This window comes from Actinopolymorpha sp. B9G3, from assembly GCF_040120725.1.
Taxonomy (GTDB): domain Bacteria; phylum Actinomycetota; class Actinomycetes; order Propionibacteriales; family Actinopolymorphaceae; genus Thermasporomyces.
Genome location: NZ_JBEEAB010000007.1, coordinates 41,782 through 59,665, shown reverse-complemented (window position 1 = coordinate 59,665; position 17,884 = coordinate 41,782). Strand labels below are relative to the sequence as shown.

The window sequence follows — 17,884 nt, the reverse complement described above, 5'->3', positions numbered from 1 at the left end:
GCCACCTTTCTCGTCAGCAGGAGCGATCTCGTCTGCAGTGGCCTCAGTTGCCCAGCACCGGGCACACCGAGGGCTCCATCACCGAAGTGCCGAGACACGTGGTGACGGAGCCCAGGGTGAGCCGACTACTCGGCCTTGCTCGTGTCGACCAGCCAGAACCGGAAGGTGTAGAGCGGGTCGAACGTGTCCTCGACACCGGTGACACCGTCACGGACAGCGGCGATCATGCTGTCCTGCCAGAGCGGGATCACCGGTGCGTCCTCGGCGGCGATGGTCTGCAGTTCCTTGAACAGCGCCTCGCGTTCGGTCTGGTCGGCGGTGGACTTCTCCTGTGTCAGCAGGTCGTCCACCTTCGGGTTGGAGTAGCCGTAGCCGTCGCCGATGAAGTTCTCCGTGGCGTAGAACGGCGAGAGGTAGTTGTCGGTGTCAGGGAAGTCCGGGTACCAGCCCAGCTGCCAGCCGTCGTAGGCGCCGGCGGCGTAGTCGGTCTTGTACTGCTCCCAGGCCGCCGACTTCAGCGAGATCTCGAACAGTCCGCCGGCTTCGAGCTGTCGCTCGATCTCGGAGAACATGTCCGCCGATGCCTCGCCGTAGTGGTCCGGGCTGTACCACAGCGTCGCCTTGACCGGAGTCGTCGCACCGGCGTCCTCGAGCAGGCTCTTGGCCTTGGCGGCATCGGGCTCCTCGCCGAACGAGGTCTTGAAAGCCTCGTCGTGTCCGGGCAGCCCTTCGGGGACCATCGTGTAGAGCGGGGTCACCGTGTCGTTGTAGACCTGCGTGGCGATGGTCTGCCGGTCGAGCAGCGCCGCTGCCGCCTGGCGTACTTCCTTCTTGGCGAACGGGCCCTTCTTGGTGTTGAAGGTGAGGTACTGGATTCCGGTCCCGTCGCCCTTCACGACACTGACGCCCTTGTCGGCGCCGTTGGTCTCCAGGTCCTTCAGCAGGGTCGGGGCGAGTGACCGGTAGGCCACCTGCACCTCATTACTCTCGACCGCGCTCTTGAGGCTCGCTTCGTCCTTGTAGATCTGGACGAGGACCTTGCCGTTGGCAAGTTTCTTGTCGCCGGAGTAGTTCTCGTTGGGTTCGAGGACGATCTGCTGCGAGGGGTCGAACTTCGTGACCTTGTAGACCCCCGAGCCGATGATGGTGTCGTTGCCCATCTCCTGCAGCTTGTCGCCGGGGTACTTCTCGTCCGGCACGATCGACGCGGCGCCTGTGGTCAGCCGGAACGGCCAGGTGGAGTCGGCGAACTTGAGGTGGAACACCACGGTCTGCGGGTCCTTGACCTCGGTCGAGTCGAGCTGGTCGGCGAAGATGCTCGACGGGCCGTTGGGATCGGCGATCTTCAGCATCCGGTCGAAGGTGAACTTCACGTCCTCGGCGGTCAGCTTGCTGCCATCGGAGAAGGTGAGGTCCTTCTTCAGCGTGCAGGTGTAGGTCTTCGGATCACTGAAGTCGCACTTCTGCGCCGCGTCCGGCTCTGGTGTCGTCCCGCCCGGAGGAATGGACAGGAGGGTTTGAGCGGTGTTGTAGAGGATTTCCCAACCGGGGTTGTCGTACGAACCCGCCGGGTCGACCGTGCCGAAGGCATCGGTTGTCCCAAACACCAAGGGGGCTTTGTCTTCGGCCGACTCGCTGCCTGAATCGGTGCCCCCGTCGTCGCCACCACCACACGCGGCAAGGGCGAGTAGCAGGGTGCTGCCCGCCGCCAGCGCCTTGACCCTACGGCTGGTGCTTGGTCGCATATTCCACCTCAGTCGTGAACGCCAGAAGTTTCATGATCACAGGGCCGGGTTGCGGTCCGCCCCGCACGATAGCTGTACGTGGCCGGGACCGGAATGTCCGGAGCGTGCGGGCAGAGTCGCAATTGGGCAACGAATCGCGGCGGACCGCTGCCGAGGGCCGCCATCCTGCGCAATGGCTCCGCAGCGCAGTCGTGTAGTCGCTGACCGCTATCGGTTGGTGTTGAGGGCTCGGACGACCAGCTCCACCAGCTGCCGCACTCTGGACTGCCTGACGTCCGCCGCGGCGGACTCCCGCTCGATGCCGGTCACGGCGTCGAGGAGGATGACCGCCACGTCATGTGCGGTGATCCCGACCGCGTCGAAGTCGAGCTCCTCGGTCGCCGTGGCGAGCAGGTCCTCCACGATCGCGACCAACCGCAGGTGGAACGACGCCATGAGGTCGCCGGCCACGCTCGCGGTCTCCGCCAGCAGCTCACGGTGGGCCTCGTTGTCCCCGCCGAGCTGGCCGACCAGGTCGAGCCGCACCATGAGGATGGCTGACAACCGCTCGCCCACCGGGGCGGCCGACCTGCGGGCGCGCTCGGCACCGGTGAGGGCGGAATCGAGCAGGCGTACGCCCATCGCCCGGAAGACCTCCTCCTTGCCGGTGAAGTACTGGTACAACGCAGGACGGGACATCCGTGCCGTCCGGGCGATCGTGTCCATGGAGGTACGCCGGTAGCCGTAACGGGCGAAGCAGCGGAGAGCGGAGTCGAGGATCTGCTCCCGTCGGACGGTGGCGACAGAGCCGTGGGGCGCGGACACAGCTGACAATCGTGGCACAAAGTGTCAGGTTGTTGCATCAGGGCTCAGGTGTTGAAGTAGTTGGCCTCAGGGTGGTGGACGACGATCGCGTCGGTCGACTGCTCGGGATCGAGTTGGAACTCCTCCGACAAGCTGACGCCGATCCGCTCCGGCCCGAGCAGGTCGACGATCTTCGCCCGGTCCTCCAGATCCGGACACGCGCCGTAGCCAAGGGAGAAGCGCGCCCCCCGATAGCCGAGCTTGTGGATCATCTCCTGCACGTCGTCGCGCTTGTCCTCCTCGGCGTAGCCGAGCTCGCTCCGGATCCGCGCGTGCCAGTACTCCGCCAGGGCCTCGGCGAGCTGCACGGACAGCCCATGCAACTCGAGGTACTCGCGGTAGTGGTTGGCCTCGAACAGCTTCGCCGTCTCCTCGCTGATCCGCGAGCCGATGGTCACCACGGTGAAGCCGACGACGTCCCGCTCTCCCGACTCCTCCGGGCGGAAGTAGTCCGCCAGGCACAGGTGCCGGTCCCTGCGCTGCCGCGGAAAGGTGAACCGGCAATGCTCGGACCCGTCGTCGTCGAAGACCACGAGGTCGTCACCCTTGCTCGCGCAGGGGTAGTAGCCGTAGACGACCGCCGCCTCGAGCAGGTTGTCGGTCTGGACGCGGTCCAGCAGGGCGCGCATCCGGGGACGACCTTCGGTCTCCACCAGTTCGTCGTAGGACAGGCCATCCTTTCCACGGCCGGGCTTGAGGCCCCACTGGCCGAGGAAGAGGGCACGTTCGTCGATCATCGAGGCGTAGTCGGCGAGCGGGATGCCCTTCACCACCCGGTCACCCCAGAACGGCGGAACCGGCACCGGGTTGCTCACCGAGACATCGGAGCGGGCCGGCATCTCCTCTGGCGGCGTCTCCTTCAACTGCCCGCTCCTGACCCGTCGCTGCCGAAGGGCCGGGAGAGCCGCGCCGGGGACGCCACGCTTGACGCCCATCACGGCGTCCATGAGTCGCAGCCCTTCGAAGGCGTCACGGGCATAGCGGACCTCACCGTCGTACATCCCGGCGAGATCCTCCTCGACGTAGGCCCGGGTCAGCGCGGCACCACCCAGCAGCACCGGCCAGTCGTCACCCCTACCTCGGGTGTTGATCTCCTGGAGGTTCTCCTTCATGATCACCGTGCTCTTCACGAGCAGGCCGGACATCCCGATCGCGTCCGCGCGGTGTTCCTCCGCGGCGTCGAGGATGTGGTTGATCGGCTGCTTGATACCGAGGTTGACCACGGTGTAGCCGTTGTTGGTGAGGATGATGTCGACGAGGTTCTTGCCGATGTCGTGGACATCACCCTTGACGGTGGCGAGCACGATCGTGCCCTTGCCTTCGTCGTCGGTCTTCTCCATGTGGGGTTCGAGAAACGCGACAGCTGCCTTCATGACCTCGGCCGACTGGAGGACGAACGGGAGCTGCATCTCGCCTTTGCCGAACAGCTCGCCGACGACCTTCATGCCGGCGAGCAACTCGTCGTTGACGATCTCCAGGGCGGCGCGACCACTGTCAAGGGCGGCTTGCAGGTCGTCTTCGAGGCCGTTCGCCTCACCGTCGATGATGCGCCGCTGCAGCCGTTCGCCGAGCGGCAGGGAGGCGAGTTCCTCGGCCCGGCTCGCCTTGGCGTCCGACGCCTTCACGCCGGAGAAGAGCTCCAGCAGCCTCTGCAGTGGGTCGTAACCCTCGGAGCGCTTGTCGTAGACGAGGTCGAGAGCGACCTGACGTTGCTCTTCAGGGATCCGGGAGATGGGAAGGATCTTGCTCGCGTGCACGATCGCGGAGTCGAGCCCGGCCTTCACACACTCGTGCAGGAATACCGAGTTGAGCACCTGGCGAGCCGCGGCGTTGAGTCCGAACGAGATGTTGGACAGGCCGAGCACGGTCTGCACGTCAGGGTGCGCATCCTTCAGCCGACGGATCGCCTCGATGGTCTCGATGCCGTCCTTGCGACTGTCCTCCTGCCCGGTGGCCAGGGTGAACGTCAGGCAGTCGACGAGGATGTCGCTCTCGGCCATCCCCCACTTCTGCGTGAGTGTCTGGATCAGCCGCTCGGCGATGGCGAGCTTCGTGTCCGCCGTGCGGGCCTGTCCCTCCTCGTCGATCGTCAGGGCCACGACGGCGGCACCGTGCTCCCGCACCAGCGGCATGACCTGCGCGAACCGGCTCTCCGGGCCCTCACCGTCTTCGAAGTTGACCGAGTTGATCGCGCAGCGGCCGCCGAACATCTCCAGGCCGGCCTCGATCACCGGCGGCTCCGTGGAGTCGAGCATGATCGGCAGGGTCGACGCCGTGGCGAGCCGCGCTCCCGCCTGGCGCATGTCGGCCACGCCGTCGCGTCCCACGTAGTCGACGCAGAGGTCGAGCACGTGGGAACCGTCGCGGATCTGTGCCCGTGCGATGTCGACACAGTCGTCCCAGCGGCCGTCGATCATCGCCTCGCGAAACGCCTTGCTGCCGTTGGCGTTCGTACGTTCACCGATCGCGAGGTAGGACGTGTCCTGGCTGAACGGCACGTGCTGGTAGAGGCTCGACATGCCCGGCTCGGACCGTGGTTCGCGAGACGTCACCGCTCTCCCCCGGACCCGCTCGACGAGCTGGCGGATGTGCTCCGGCGTCGTACCGCAGCAGCCGCCCACGAGGGCCAGTCCGTAGTCCGTCGTGAACTGTTCGTGGGCGTCGGCGAGTTCGGGCGCCGTCAGCGGGTACGTCGCACCGTCGGCGGTGAGCTCAGGTAATCCGGCGTTGGGCATGCAGGACAAGGGAGTCCGGGCGTGCTGGGCGAGGTAGCGCAGGTGCTCGCTCATCTCCGCCGGCCCGGTCGCACAGTTGAGGCCGATCACGTCGATGCCCAGCGGTTCCAACGCGGTCAGGGCCGCGCCGATCTCGGAGCCGAGGAGCATGGCGCCGGTCGTCTCGACGGTCACCGAGACGATGATCGGCACGTCTACCGCTTCGTCGGCACGAGCGGAGGCCGCCGCGATGGCCCGCTTCGCCCCGAGGATCGCCGCCTTGGCCTGCAGGAGGTCCTGGCACGTCTCCACGATCAACGCGTCGGCACCGCCGTCGATCAGGCCGGCGGCGTTCTGCTGGTAGGCGTCACGCAGCGTGGCGAACGCCACATGCCCCAGGCTCGGGAGCTTGGTGCCGGGCCCGAGCGAGCCGAGCACCCACCGGGGGTACTCCGGCGTCGCGTGTGCGTCCGCTGACTCCCGGGCCAGCCGGGCGCCGGCCTGGGAAAGTTCGTACGTACGGTGCGGGATGTCGTATTCGTTAAGAGCGGCGAAGTTGGCACCGAACGTGTTGGTCTCCACACAGTCAGCACCTGCGGAGAAGTACGCGTCATGGACGGATCGGACGATGTCGGGTCGGGTGACGTTCAGGATCTCGTTGCAGCCCTCGAGCCCTTCGAAGTCGTCCAGGGTGGGCTCATGGGCCTGCAACATCGTGCCCATCGCGCCATCCGCCACAAGGACGCGTTCTGCGAGCGCCTGGCGGAAAGGGCGGATACTGCGGGCGGTGCCGGTCACCAGGAAGCTCCTCGGGGTGCGGGGACGAAAATCTTCAGCGTACCCAGCGGGTCCACCTTCTGGACCGCTCTCTTGCGGTCCGAGACGAGTGTCCAGTTCCGGGTACGGCAGGTTGCGGCCGGCGGCACAGGGCGTACACGTAGGCTTGCGGAGGTGGCACGCGGTCGAGCGGGCGAGGGCGCCCGGCGCGGAGGAGGACGATCTACGTGACCGAGCTCGAAGGCTCGCTCCAGCTGCAGGATCCTGTCTTGCTCGCCGCCTTCGAGGGATGGAACGACGCCGCCGACGCCGCGAGTGCCACCCTCGACCATCTCGCGAGGGTGTGGAAGGCACGGACCATCGCCACGCTCGACGCCGACGACTACTACGACTTCCAGGTCAACCGGCCGACGGTCCACCTCGACAACGGCGTACGCACCATCACCTGGCCGACCACGCGGGTACTCGTGGCCACGCCGCCTGACGCGCCGCGTGACCTGGTTCTCGTCCGCGGTATCGAGCCGAACATGCGGTGGCGGCAGTTCTGCGACGAGATCCTGGCAGTCGCAGACACGGTGGGGGTCGAGATGTGTGTCCTCCTCGGCGCTCTGCTGGCGGACAGCCCGCACACCCGCCCCATTCCGGTCACCGCCAGCGCCACCGATCCCGAGTTGGCCGACGCGCTTGGGCTCACGATCTCGAAGTACGAGGGTCCGACCGGCGTCCTTGGCGTCCTCCAGGACGGTTGCCTGCGTGCGTCCATGCCGGCGGTGTCGTTCTGGGCGGCGGTACCGCACTATGTCGCACAGCCACCGTGCCCCAAGGCGACGCTTGCCCTCCTGCGCAAGGTGGAGGACCTCCTCGACGTGGCGGTGCCCCTCGGTGACCTGCCCGAAGATGCCCGGGCGTGGGAACGCGGAGTCGACGACCTCGCCCGTGATGACACCGAGGTGTCGGAGTACGTCCGCTCGTTGGAGCAGGCCCGCGACGCCGCCGACCTGCCGGAGGCCACCGGCGAGGCGATCGCCAAGGAGTTCGAACGCTACCTGCGCCGCCGCCCCGAACGCGGCGCGGAGTAGACCCGGGTCCACGGCGCAGGCCTGATCCACAGCCCTCTACGCGCACCACCAGGTACGCCCGTCCCGCCGGCTCGCGAGCCTCGGGTCAGAGCCGCACGCCCAGAAGGGCATCCACAGCGTCCCGGACGAGATCCGGCGCCCCGGTGTCAGGGCCGGCGTCGGCCAGGGTGGCGTCGGCCCACGCGTCGACCACGGCGAGAGCGGCCGGCGCGTCAAGGTCGGCCGCCAACGCCTCGCGGAGCGCATCCACCACCTTGCCGGCGTCGGCGCCGCTCGCCCGATCCACCGCGGTCCGCCACCGGTCGAGGCGTTGCTCGGCCGCGCTCAGTCCTTCGGGAGTCCACTCCCAGTCGTCGCGGTAGTGGTGGGACAGAACGGTGAGCCGGATCGCCATCGGGTCGACGCCTTCGGCCCGCAGCCGCGACGAGAACACGAGGTTTCCCTTGGACTTCGACATCTTCTCGCCGTCGAGCCCGACCATGCCCTGGTAGGCGTACACCTGGGCGAAGGGCACACGGCCCGTGAGCACCTGGGCCTCGGAGGCGCACATCTCATGGTGCGGGAAGATCAGGTCGGAGCCACCGCCCTGGACGTCGAAGCCCGTCCCCAGGTGCTCCAGCGCGATGGCCGCGCATTCGACGTGCCAGCCCGGGCGCCCGCGGCCCAGACCGGAGTCCCACGCCGGTTCGCCCGGGCGTTCGTGGCGCCAGAGCAGACAGTCGAGAGGATCACGCTTGCCGGGCCGATCCGGATCGCCACCCCGCTCGGCCGAGAGCGTACGCATCTCCTCGCGCGAAAGGTGCGACACCTGACCGAACCTCGGGTCGGTGCCCACCTCGAAGTAGAGGTCTCCGTCCACGTCGTAGGCCACTCCACTGTCCCGCAGCCGTTCGACGGTGGCCGCCACGAGAGGGATCGACTCCACCGCGCCGACGAACTCCGCCGGCGGGATCACCCGGAGTGCCGTCAGGTCCTCGCGGAACAGGTCCGTCTGCCGAGCGGCCAGGTCCCGCCAGTCCTCGCCGGTCTGTTCCGCACGTTCGAGCAGGGGATCGTCGATGTCGGTGACGTTCTGGACGTATCTGACCGTGAGGCCCGCGTCGCGCCACGCCCGCCCCAGCAGGTCGAACGCGATGTAGGTGGCGGTGTGACCGACGTGGGTGGAGTCGTACGGCGTGATGCCGCAGACGTACATCCGCGCTCGGTCGCCGCTGGCGCTGATCCGCCGCTCACCGCTCCCCTGGTCGTGGAGGAGCGGAATCTGACCCGCTCCAGGTAGTCGACGCACCTCCGGCGCGGCCCAGGCCTTCATGAGATCCGAGCCTAGCGGTCGCTGCCAAGTCGGCTCAGAACACCGGCCACGGGACGGACGGCCACCCGTCGCCGGGCTGGGGCAGGCGACCCTGCCGGTGCAGCCGGGCCAGCCGGGCCCGAAGGGCGGCGATCTCGTGGACCTCCAGGAGCTCTGACAGGGAGCGACCCACCTGCCCGTCGAGTTCGCAGCCGAGGCGTTCGAGAACGTCGAGATCGGCCTGAGGCAGCGGCTCGCCCGCCCACCCCCACAGCACCGTCCGCAGCTTGTCGTCCTCGTGGAAACACAGACCGTGGTCGATTCCGAACACGTGCCCGTCCTCGGCCAGCAGGACGTGCCCGCCCTTGCGGTCGGCGTTGTTGACGATCGTGTCGACGATCGCGATCCGCCGGAGTTGGTCGTGGTCGGCGTGGATGAGGAGTACCTCGTCGCCGTCGCCGTCGTACGCCTCCAGCACCGTCCTCCAGCCGTCGGGGACCGCTCCGCGGGGGACGATGTCGACCACGCCATGGTCAGGGTCGTGCTCGATCCACAGCTGGCACATGCCCTCGCCGAACGGCCCGTCCCGCAGCACGGTGGGTGGCACGAGGTCCCAGCCGGAGGCGGCCGAGAAGAGGTAGGTCGCCACCTCGCGGCGCGCCAGGCTGCCGTGGGCGAAATCCCAGAGGGGACGCTCACCACGGACCGGTTTGTAGACCCCCGCGACCGTGACGCCGTCAAGGCTGATCGAGCAGTAGAACGTCGCATTGGATGCCGACACCAGCCGACCCTCGACCTCGATCCGGCCACGACGAAGCAACTGGAGGGTGTCGGTGCTCTCTGGCAGGAGGTCCACGTCGGTCAGTCCGGATCCGGTCCGCGTTTCAGGCCGAACGCCGGAAACCGTTGAGCCGCGGGCACAGATGGCCCTCGGGGTCGAGCGGGTTGCCGCAGAACGGGCACGGCGGCCGGCCCTGCGACACCACGGCCATCGCCCGCTGGACGAAGGCCCGAGCCTGCGCACCGGTGATGCGTACGACAAGGGTCTCGGGGCCTTCGGCCTCCGGCTCCTCGTCGACCGGGGGTGGCGGGTCGGCCTCCTCCTCGGTCACTTCGTACGCCTCGATGATGACGCGTTCCTGCTCGCTGTCCCAGGCCAGACGCAGGGTGCCGACCCGGAACTCCTCGACGATCGGTTGCTCCAACGGCTCGTCATCAGACAGCTCCTGCGGGGCGACCGCCGGGATGACGGCGCTGCCACCGGTGAGGCGCAGGACCTCGTCCAGCATCGCGTCGACGCGCTCGGCGAGGACAGTGACCTGTTCCTTCTCCACCGCGACGGTGGTGAGGAGGTCCTCCGAACGCGCCTGCAGGAAGAAGGTCCGTTGGCCGGGCTGTCCGACGGTGCCGGCGACGAACCGATGAGGAGCGTCGTGAAGGTGAACGACACGGGCCATACCTAGAAACCCTACGCGGTTCGTGTGTCGACCGTGTTCAGGGTCTACGCAGTCGAGTCAGCGGCCACGCCGTTGCCCGAAATCGCAGGCGTCCGCCCGTCAGCCGTCGCCACTTCCCGCGCCACCACCGACGGCCGCGTCGCTGTCGCCCGCCCCCCGTCGGGAGCGACGCCGGCGACGACGCGGAGGCACCAGTGCGGCAAGGTCACTTCCGGTGTCGTTGACGCGGACGACGAAGGTCTGGAGTGGCGCATAACGTACGACGCTGACCGAACAGGGATCGATCACGATCCGCTGGAACTGGTCGAGATGGACACCCAACGCATCGGCGACGATCGCCTTGATCACGTCGCCGTGGCTCACCGCCACCCAGATGGCGTCGGGGCCGTGCTCGGCTTCGATCCGGGCGTCCCATTCCCGCACCGCGGACACCGCGCGGTCGGCCATCGAACGCAGCGATTCGCCCCCCTCGCCCGGGAACGTCACACCACTCGGGTGCTGCTGGACGACCTTCCACAGCGGGTCCTTCGCCAACTTCTTCAGCGGCTGCCCCTGCCAGTCGCCGTAGCGGACCTCGCCCAGGCGCTCGTCGACGACCGCCTCCGGGCGCCCGTCCAGCGCGGTCACGGCTTCGGCGGTCTGTTGGCAGCGATCGAGTGGGCTCGTGACGAGTCCCCTCACCGGGATCGTCCCGAACCGGCCGCCGAGATTCTCAGCCTGCTTGCGTCCGACGTCGTCGAGGCCGACGCCGGCGGTCCAGCCGGCGAGGACACCGTCGGCGTTGGCTTGGGTGCGTCCGTGCCGGACGAGGAACAACGTGGCCATGACTCCCGAGCCTACGAGGTCGCTGCGCCGATCAGCCGTACGGCATGAGGACGCCGAACGCCAGCAGGGTGAGCACCCCGGCGCCGAGCAGCGCGCGGTAGACCACGAACGGCCGGAAGTCGTGGGTGGAGATGTAGCGCATGAGGAACGCGATCACGAAGTAGCCGACCGCGAAGCTGACCACGGTCGCCAGGATCGTCGGACCCCACGCCGGCGCCGTCTCGCCGCCGATGTCGAGGACCTCGAGGAACCCGGAGGCGAAGACCGCGGGGATCGCGAGCAGGAAGGAGTATTTCAGCGCGGCCTCCCGGGTGAAGCCCATGAGCAGCCCGGCCGTGATCGTGCCGCCGGACCGGGAGACGCCGGGGATCAACGCCAGAGCCTGTGCGCACCCGAAGAGAAGGGCCTGCGGGAACGTCAGCCGGGTCAGCGGCTTGCGGTTGGCGGCCTTGGCGTCGACGATCCCGAGGATGAGGCCGAACGCGATCAGCGTGATCCCGACGTAGACCAGGGACCGCAACGCCGTCTCGATGGTGTCCTGGAACAGATAGCCCATGATCCCGATCGGCAGCGTGCCGACGATGATGTACCACCCCATCCGGGCGTCGGGGTGCCGTCGCAGCGCCGGCTGGAACAGCGCCACGGTCCAGGTGCGGATGATCGCCCAGATCTCCCGGCGGAAGTAGACGACGACGGCGGTCTCCGTGCCGAGCTGGATCACCGCCGTGAACGCCGCACCTGGGTCGCCCCAACCGGGCACCAACGCGCCGGCGATCCGAAGGTGCGCGCTCGACGAGATCGGCAGGAACTCAGTCAGCCCCTGCAGGAGCCCGAAGACCAGGGCGCCCAGCCAGCCGACCGTGTGGACCTGTTCCACGCTCTTACTCCCCCACGCCGGACGCCACCAGGGCGCCGGCCATCGTCTGCAGTGTGGTGATCCGCTGCTCGACGGTCGCGCCGAACGGCAGGACGGACAGTGTGCTCACACCTGCCTCGGCGTAGCGGCGGAGGCGCGCCGCGATCCGCTCGGCGGGACCCAGGAGTGAGGTGTCGTCGACGAAGTCGAGCGGTACCGCGGCCGCCGCGTCGCGATGCTGGCGGGCGAGGTACAGGTCTTGTACCCGGGCCGCCTCCTTTTCGTAACCCATGCGTACAGCCAGGGCGTTGTAGAAGTTCTTGTCACGGCTTCCCATGCCGCCGAGGTAGAGCGCGGCGTAGTGGCGCACCGGGTCCGCGCACGCTGCCACGTCGTCGCCGACGACGGCTGGTACGCAGGCCGCGACGTCGAACTGCTCGGTGTCGTCGCGCCCGCCCCGGGTCCGGCCCGTACGAATGTGGGCCAACGACTCCGGAAGGTGGTCCGGTGCGACGAAAACGCCCAGCCACCCGTCGGCGATCTCCCCGGCGAGCGCCAGATTGGCAGGGCCCACGGCCGCGAGGTAGAGCGGGATACGGTCACGCACCGGCCGGACCGACAGGCGCAGCGCCTTCCCCGGACCATCCGGCAGTGGCAGGGTGAAGTACTCGCCGGTCCGGTCGAGCCGCTCCCGGTCAAGGACCGTCCGGACGACCTCGACGTACTCCCGCGTGCGGTGGAGGGGCTTTCCGAACCGGACGCCGTACCACCCTTCGGAGACCTGCGGACCCGAGACGCCCAGCCCCAGCCGGAACCTGCCGTGGGACAGCGTGTCGAGGGTCACGGCCGTCATCGCGGTCATCGCCGGAGTGCGGGCCGGGATCTGGAAGACCGCGGAGCCGACGTCCATCCGCGACGTGCGCGCCGCCACGGTGGCAAGGATCGTCGCCGCGTCGAAGCCGTAGGCCTCCGCCGCCCAGCAGACGGCGTAGCCGAGCCGGTCCGCCTCCTCCGCGAGTGCCAGGTTGGCCGTCAGGTCAGCCGTGTCCCAGGCGCTGAGGGTCAGTCCCAGACGCACGAAGGGTCCTCCTTGTCCCGGTTGGACGTACGCAGGATCCTGCTCTCCGCGTGCTGCATGATCCTGGCGAGCGGCACGGTCCGGCGAGCCTACTTGTCGCGGCGAGGGGCCGCGCCGGCAGTGCGGGTCGACTAATGTCCCATACGCACTGCCGCCGGAACGGTCCCGCCGGCTCGGGGCGGTTGGCGTGTCGGGGACTGATTGGGGATCGTCGATGGAGCAGCGGTACCTCGGGCGGACCGGCCTCAGGGTCTCCCGGCTCGCGCTCGGCACCATGACCTGGGGTCGCGACACCGACCGGCACGAGGCCCGCGACCAGCTGACGGCGTTCGTCGAGGCCGGCGGGACACTCGTCGACACGGCGGCCACCTACGCCGATGGTGACAGTGAACGGGTGCTCGGCAGCCTGATCGGTGACCTGGTCCAGCGCGAGGAGCTGGTCCTGGCGACGAAGGCGGGTGTCTCCCAGCACACCGGCCAGCGGCTCGTCGACGCCTCCAGGCGTACCCTCCTCGACGAGCTCGACGGCTCGCTGCGGCGGCTCGAGGTCGACACCATCGACCTGTGGCAGGTCCACGCGTGGAGCGAGGCCGTTCCGCTCGAGGAGACACTTGCCGCGCTGGACTTCGCGGTCTCCAGCGGGCGGGTCCGCTACGTCGGGGTGTCCAACTACACCGGGTGGCAGACCGGTGTCGCCGCGAGCCACCAGACCTCCTGGCCGGGGCGCTCACCGTTGGCATCGACCCAGGTGGAGTACTCCCTGCTCCAGCGGGGCATCGAACGCGAGGTCCTGCCCGCCGCGCGGGCGCTCGGCCTCGGCGTCCTCCCCTGGTCACCGCTCGGCAGGGGAGTGCTGACCGGGAAGTACCGCACCGGGACGCCCGCGGACTCCCGGGCCGCGTCGCCGCACTTCGAACGTTTCGTCGGCGTCTACCTCGACAAGCGCGGGCACCGCGTCGTCGACGCGGTGTGCCGGGCGGCCGACGGGCTCGGACTGGCGCCGCTCGAGGTGGCTCTGGCGTGGGTCAGGGACCGGCCTGGCGTCACCGCTCCCGTGGTCGGCGCACGGACGGCCGCCCAGCTGCGGGGCTCGTTGACCGTGGAGGACGTCGAACTCCCCACGGAGATCGTCGCCGCGTTGGACGACGTGTCGGAGATACCGCTCGGCTATCCCGAACGGACGATGTCCGAGCGGTGAACCTTCCCGCACCGGTGGCCGCAGACTGCTGCCACCCGGCTGTGCCGGTGTCGGTCCGCCACATGTCCGAATCGCGTGCCACCATGGAGCGATGGCGGAGTACGAAACGCATCAGCTGAAGCTGCCGCGCACGCTCTCCCGACGAGTGGTGCGGCAGTTGCTTGTTGAACGCGCGGAGTACGGCGGCTGGGAGCTGGCACGGGTGCGGGTCTATCCCGACGGCCGGCGCACCGTCACCCTCCGGCGCCGGATCATCAGGGTCCACAAGACACTGCCCACGGGGGCGACCGCAGTCGCCTGACCCCGTGGCGTGTCCGGCCGCTGCGCCTGTCCGGCCGCCGGTCGGTGACAGGCTCAGGCGAGGTCGAGGAACCGGTCGAGGACGCGCGCGCCGAACTCCAGCGACTCGGTGGGGACGCGTTCGTCCACGCCGTGGAACATACCGACGAAGTCGAGGTCCGGCGGCAGCCGTAGCGGCGCGAAACCGAAGCAGCGGATGCCGAGCCGGTCCCACGCCTTGGCATCCGTACCGCCCGACATGAGGTAGGGCACCGCGCGTGCCGCCGGGTCCTCCGCCGCGAGCGAGGTCTTCATCGCCTCGACCAGGGCGCCCGCGAACTCTGTCTCCGGCGCACTGTCGAAGTTGATCATCTCCCGGGTGACGTGGTCGCCGATCAGCTCGTCGATGGTGTTGAGGAACTCCTCCTGCGCCCCGGGTACGAACCTCCCGTCGACGGTCGCCGTGGCCTCTCCGGGTATGACGTTGGCCTTGTACCCGGCGTCGAGCATCGTCGGGTTGGCCGTGTTCCGGAGCGTCGCGCCGATCATCCGCGCGACGGTGCCGAGCCGCGACAGCGCCGCCTCGACGTCGTCGGTGCCGGGGTCGAGGTCGATCCCGAGCGCGTCCGAGATCTCACTCAGAAACGCCCGCGCGCTCGGTGTGATCCGGGTCGGGAACTCGTGGCGACCGATCCGGGCGACCGCCTCGGCGAGTTCGGTCACGGCGTTGTGGTCGTTACGCATCGACCCGTGCCCGGCCGTGCCACTGGCCCGCAGGCGCATCCAGGCCATGCCCTTCTCGGCCGTCTGGATGAGGTAGAGACGAAGATCGTCGCGCACCGTCAGGGAGAAGCCGCCGACCTCGCCGATCGCCTCGGTACATCCGTCGAGGAGATGCGGGTGGTGTTCGACCAGCCAGTGGGCGCCTTTGTGGCCGCCGGCCTCCTCGTCTGCCGTGAACGCCAGGACGATCGGCCGACGCGGTGGCCGGTTGGTACCCGCCCTCGCCCGCAGTACCGACAGGACCATCGCGTCGAAGTCCTTCATGTCGACCGCGCCCCGGCCCCACAGGCAGCCGTCGCGGATCTCCCCCGCGAACGGGTCCACGCTCCAGTCCGCCGCCATCGCCGGCACCACGTCGAGGTGGCCGTGCACCAGCAGCGGCGACGCGGTGGGGTCGGCACCCTCCCAGCGGGCGACCAGAGTGGTACGGCCCGGCTCGGATTCGTACAACTCGGGCTCGAGGCCGGCCTCGGCGACCTTGGCCGCGACGTACTCGGCGGCCTTGCGCTCGCCCGGCCCATCGTCGTTGCCGAAGTTCGTGGTGTCGATGCGGATCAGGTCGCGGCAGAGTTGCACGACCTCGGCATCGGGGCCGGGTCCGCGGCCGAGGTTCTTGCCGGATGGGGTTACTGTCGGCTCGTCGGTCATACGTCACATCCTGCCGCGTACGGCTGGCGACATCGCCGGTTGGGCCCGGTGACTTCGCTCCCAGCCGCGGAGCGATGGCAGGGCCTCCTGTCGTGCGGTGCCTTCCGGACAGTTTGCTACAGTGAGCGCCGCGCACCGCGGCAGGTGGGTGCGACCTTGTCCGGGTGGCGGAATTTGGTAGACGCGCTAGCTTGAGGTGCTAGTGCCCGCAAGGGCATGGGGGTTCGAGTCCCCCCTCGGACACGACCATCACGCCACTAGGTGCCGGTTGGGCTTCCGCCAGCACGGTTTGTTTCGCGTAGGACGTTGATCATGCCGGCGAGCACATCGACGATGTTTTGATCTCGCTCGGGCTCATCCGTTGCCGCTGCTCGCTGTGCCGTGCTGCCTGGCTAAGCCCAGCTTCGGTGGCGCCGCGCTGAGCTTGGATCTCGCGGGTCCAGGCGGCTATCACGGCCGGGTCTGCTCCGGCTTCCGGGGCGGCGCGGTGGCGAGCAGGTGGAGGTTTCTGCCGAGCCCCCTGCCTGCGGGCTGCGACATTAAGGACCAGCCGCAGCAGGGCGGGGGCAATCAGGGGCATCGACCACGGGTGCATCAGTGGACCGTCGTGGGCTAGACGGTCGGGCTGGGCTGTCGCGGTCCGGTGCGGTACCGCTTCGACCCGCGCAGAACCGGTCAGTGCCACCGTGCTCACGCGCTACCTCAGTTCCCGCTGGGTGAGCTTCGCCGCAGGATCGGTGATGAGTCCGGGACGCCGGTGTCGTGGAGGTTGAAGCCATGCGGCCAAGCCGACGCCGTGTTCAGGGAGATCAGGCAGAGCTCCTCGACATACACGGTGCCGTCCTCGGCGAATAGATCGACTCGGCGGACGCCCGGATTCGGGAATATCTGATCGGTGATGACGGACTCTCCGATGCCGCCGAAGACTTCGACCGAAGCCACGTCGACCAGGAGCCGGAAGGTCACCCTGCCGTCGTGCAGAGTGAGTGGTGCTCGGTGCACTCCGGGGAACTCGGGGTGGAGGTCGGTCTGCCCGGACAGGGTCCGGTCGACGTAGAGTGATCCATCCGAGGCGTCGTATCCGACTTCGGTCTCCTCACCCTCCACGCCCCGGAGCCGGATGCCGAATCTTTTGGCGGTGCCGGGGGTGAAGCTGGCGCAGATATCCAGATGCTCCCCGTCGGGGTGCTCTTGAAGCTCGTGTTCACCACCGTTGAGCTCCAGGTGGCCGTAGTGGGAGAAATCGGCTCGGAGGGTCTCGAGTGCGGGTGCTGGCTGTTGCACCAGCCGTAGCCGGCCGGCGACCCGCGCCAACCGATGGACACGGGGAAAGGACATGGCCCCGCGGAAGCCCTTGGTCGGCGTTACTGCCGCGTAGGCCCAATTGCTCATCCAGCCGATCAGGACGCGCTCACCATCTGGCGTGTCGCCGAACGAAACTGCCGCGTAGTAGTCGGCACCGAAATCCAGCCACATCGCCGCCGCGACGCCGTCCGCGCCGTCACCCACGACGAGGCTTTCCTTCCCGAGACCAAAGGTCGTGCCATCGAAGTCACCGACGAAATACTGCACGCCGGATCCTCCTGCCACGCCGCCGTCACCGACACTCACCACCAGCACCCACGCGGTCTCGTCCTCCTCACCCTCAACGGGGAGTGGGAACAGGTCAGGACACTCCCAGACACCTGCAGTGGCTCCTGCCGGCCCGAAGTCACTGAGATGACGCCAGTTCAGGAGGTCGTCCGATGCGTAGAACTGCGCGATTCGCTGGTCCGCCTGCGCGACCACCATCACCCAGTAGCCACCGGGCCCGTACCAAGACACCTTGGGATCACGGAAGGCTGGCGATCGCAAGTCGAGCACGGGGTTCCCGGCGTACCTGCTCCAGCTGCGACCGCGATCGTGGCTGACCGCGAGTGCCTGAGCCTGCCGCCCGGAGGCGGGATCGTGGGCGGTGTAGATGGCCACCATGGCAGGCGCGCCGTCCACACCGAAGCCGCTGGTATTCCGGTGATCGACGACCACGCTGCCGGAGAACACGTGCTCGCTGTCGGTGCACGGGATCGCGACCGGCAGCTCGACCCAGCTGACCAGGTCCGGGCTCACCGCATGCCCCCATGACATGTTGCCCCAGTCGGTCCCGTCCGGGTTGTACTGGTAGAAGAGGTGGTACTCCCCGTCGAACCAGACAAGGCCGTTGGGGTCGTTCAGCCAGTTGCGTGCTGGGCTGTAGTGGAAGCCGGGCCGATATCGCTCGAGGCTCAACGAGGGTCTCCTGCGGTGGTCTGGGTGCGACGTCATTGCGATGCTT

At 68.5% G+C, this 17,884-nt stretch carries 14 protein-coding genes and 1 tRNA gene; 4 read left to right on the top strand and 11 right to left on the bottom strand.

Features of this window, described 5'->3' with window-relative positions; all coding sequences use genetic code 11:
* Positions 1–125: 125 nt before the first annotated feature.
* The 3 genes from ABNF93_RS14470 to metH all read right to left on the bottom strand — a co-directional run bounded on the left by ABNF93_RS14470 (position 126) and on the right by metH (position 6,100).
* Positions 126–1,745, bottom strand: a complete 1,620-nt coding sequence (locus ABNF93_RS14470; RefSeq protein ID WP_349328529.1) for an ABC transporter substrate-binding protein — start codon at positions 1,743–1,745, stop codon at positions 126–128.
* Between the two features lie 207 nt (positions 1,746–1,952).
* Positions 1,953–2,549 (bottom strand): TetR/AcrR family transcriptional regulator, encoded by a 597-nt coding sequence (locus ABNF93_RS14465; RefSeq protein ID WP_349328528.1) that lies wholly within the window; start codon positions 2,547–2,549, stop codon positions 1,953–1,955.
* Between the two features lie 44 nt (positions 2,550–2,593).
* Complete coding sequence (gene metH, locus ABNF93_RS14460) at positions 2,594–6,100, bottom strand: methionine synthase (RefSeq protein ID WP_349328527.1); 3,507 nt, start codon at positions 6,098–6,100, stop codon at positions 2,594–2,596.
* A 206-nt stretch (positions 6,101–6,306) separates the two neighbouring features.
* Here metH and ABNF93_RS14455 point away from each other — a divergent pair, with 206 nt between their 5' ends.
* Positions 6,307–7,158 carry a PAC2 family protein gene (locus ABNF93_RS14455; protein WP_349328526.1) on the top strand — a complete coding sequence of 284 codons (852 nt, stop codon included), beginning with the start codon at positions 6,307–6,309 and terminating at the stop codon, positions 7,156–7,158.
* Between the two features lie 85 nt (positions 7,159–7,243).
* Here ABNF93_RS14455 and mshC read toward each other — a convergent pair whose 3' ends face one another.
* From mshC to ABNF93_RS14425, 6 genes are all read right to left on the bottom strand, one after another.
* On the bottom strand, positions 7,244–8,470 hold the full coding sequence (mshC, locus tag ABNF93_RS14450; RefSeq protein WP_349328525.1) for a cysteine--1-D-myo-inosityl 2-amino-2-deoxy-alpha-D-glucopyranoside ligase: 1,227 nt from the start codon (positions 8,468–8,470) through the stop codon (positions 7,244–7,246).
* 34 nt (positions 8,471–8,504) lie between these two features.
* Positions 8,505–9,305, bottom strand: coding sequence for an SCO1664 family protein (locus ABNF93_RS14445; RefSeq protein WP_349328524.1), 801 nt, complete (start codon positions 9,303–9,305; stop codon positions 8,505–8,507).
* A 28-nt stretch (positions 9,306–9,333) separates the two neighbouring features.
* The gene (locus tag ABNF93_RS14440; RefSeq protein WP_349328523.1) at positions 9,334–9,906 is read right to left on the bottom strand and encodes a DUF3090 family protein; all 573 of its coding nucleotides are present in this window, start codon (positions 9,904–9,906) and stop codon (positions 9,334–9,336) included.
* A gap of 99 nt (positions 9,907–10,005) precedes the next feature.
* The gene (locus ABNF93_RS14435) at positions 10,006–10,731 is read right to left on the bottom strand and encodes a histidine phosphatase family protein (RefSeq protein WP_349328522.1); all 726 of its coding nucleotides are present in this window, start codon (positions 10,729–10,731) and stop codon (positions 10,006–10,008) included.
* A gap of 31 nt (positions 10,732–10,762) precedes the next feature.
* The gene (locus ABNF93_RS14430; RefSeq protein ID WP_349328521.1) at positions 10,763–11,608 is read right to left on the bottom strand and encodes an undecaprenyl-diphosphate phosphatase; all 846 of its coding nucleotides are present in this window, start codon (positions 11,606–11,608) and stop codon (positions 10,763–10,765) included.
* 4 nt (positions 11,609–11,612) lie between these two features.
* A complete protein-coding gene (locus tag ABNF93_RS14425) occupies positions 11,613–12,665 on the bottom strand; it encodes an LLM class F420-dependent oxidoreductase (protein ID WP_349328520.1) in 1,053 nt (350 codons plus the stop codon).
* Between the two features lie 214 nt (positions 12,666–12,879).
* On the opposite strand from ABNF93_RS14425, the gene ABNF93_RS14420 reads away from it, so the two are divergent.
* Entirely contained in the window at positions 12,880–13,863 is a 984-nt protein-coding gene (locus tag ABNF93_RS14420; RefSeq protein ID WP_349328519.1) for an aldo/keto reductase, read from the top strand.
* A gap of 91 nt (positions 13,864–13,954) precedes the next feature.
* Positions 13,955–14,164: a DUF5703 family protein gene (locus ABNF93_RS14415; protein WP_349328518.1), complete on the top strand. Its 210-nt coding sequence runs from the start codon at positions 13,955–13,957 to the stop codon at positions 14,162–14,164.
* A gap of 53 nt (positions 14,165–14,217) precedes the next feature.
* On the opposite strand, the gene ABNF93_RS14410 is transcribed toward ABNF93_RS14415, so the two are convergent.
* Positions 14,218–15,573, bottom strand: coding sequence for a M20/M25/M40 family metallo-hydrolase (locus tag ABNF93_RS14410; protein ID WP_349328517.1), 1,356 nt, complete (start codon positions 15,571–15,573; stop codon positions 14,218–14,220).
* A 158-nt stretch (positions 15,574–15,731) separates the two neighbouring features.
* On the opposite strand from ABNF93_RS14410, the gene ABNF93_RS14405 reads away from it, so the two are divergent.
* Positions 15,732–15,816 (top strand) — tRNA-Leu (locus tag ABNF93_RS14405).
* A 459-nt stretch (positions 15,817–16,275) separates the two neighbouring features.
* On the opposite strand, the gene ABNF93_RS14400 is transcribed toward ABNF93_RS14405, so the two are convergent.
* Entirely contained in the window at positions 16,276–17,838 is a 1,563-nt protein-coding gene (locus ABNF93_RS14400) for a glycoside hydrolase family 32 protein (protein ID WP_349328515.1), read from the bottom strand.
* Positions 17,839–17,884: the final 46 nt, after the last annotated feature.

What these genes read in the sequence shown, in the direction of transcription:
- ABNF93_RS14420 (WP_349328519.1), top strand. Translation starts at nt 12,880, where the DNA reads ATGGAGCAGCGGTACCTCGGGCGGACCGGCCTCAGGGTCTCCCGGCTC.
- ABNF93_RS14470 (WP_349328529.1), bottom strand. Translation starts at nt 1,745, where the DNA reads ATGCGACCAAGCACCAGCCGTAGGGTCAAGGCGCTGGCGGCGGGCAGC.
- ABNF93_RS14410 (WP_349328517.1), bottom strand. Translation starts at nt 15,573, where the DNA reads ATGACCGACGAGCCGACAGTAACCCCATCCGGCAAGAACCTCGGCCGC.
- ABNF93_RS14435 (WP_349328522.1), bottom strand. Translation starts at nt 10,731, where the DNA reads ATGGCCACGTTGTTCCTCGTCCGGCACGGACGCACCCAAGCCAACGCC.
- ABNF93_RS14415 (WP_349328518.1), top strand. Translation starts at nt 13,955, where the DNA reads ATGGCGGAGTACGAAACGCATCAGCTGAAGCTGCCGCGCACGCTCTCC.
- ABNF93_RS14440 (WP_349328523.1), bottom strand. Translation starts at nt 9,906, where the DNA reads ATGGCCCGTGTCGTTCACCTTCACGACGCTCCTCATCGGTTCGTCGCC.
- mshC (WP_349328525.1), bottom strand. Translation starts at nt 8,470, where the DNA reads ATGAAGGCCTGGGCCGCGCCGGAGGTGCGTCGACTACCTGGAGCGGGT.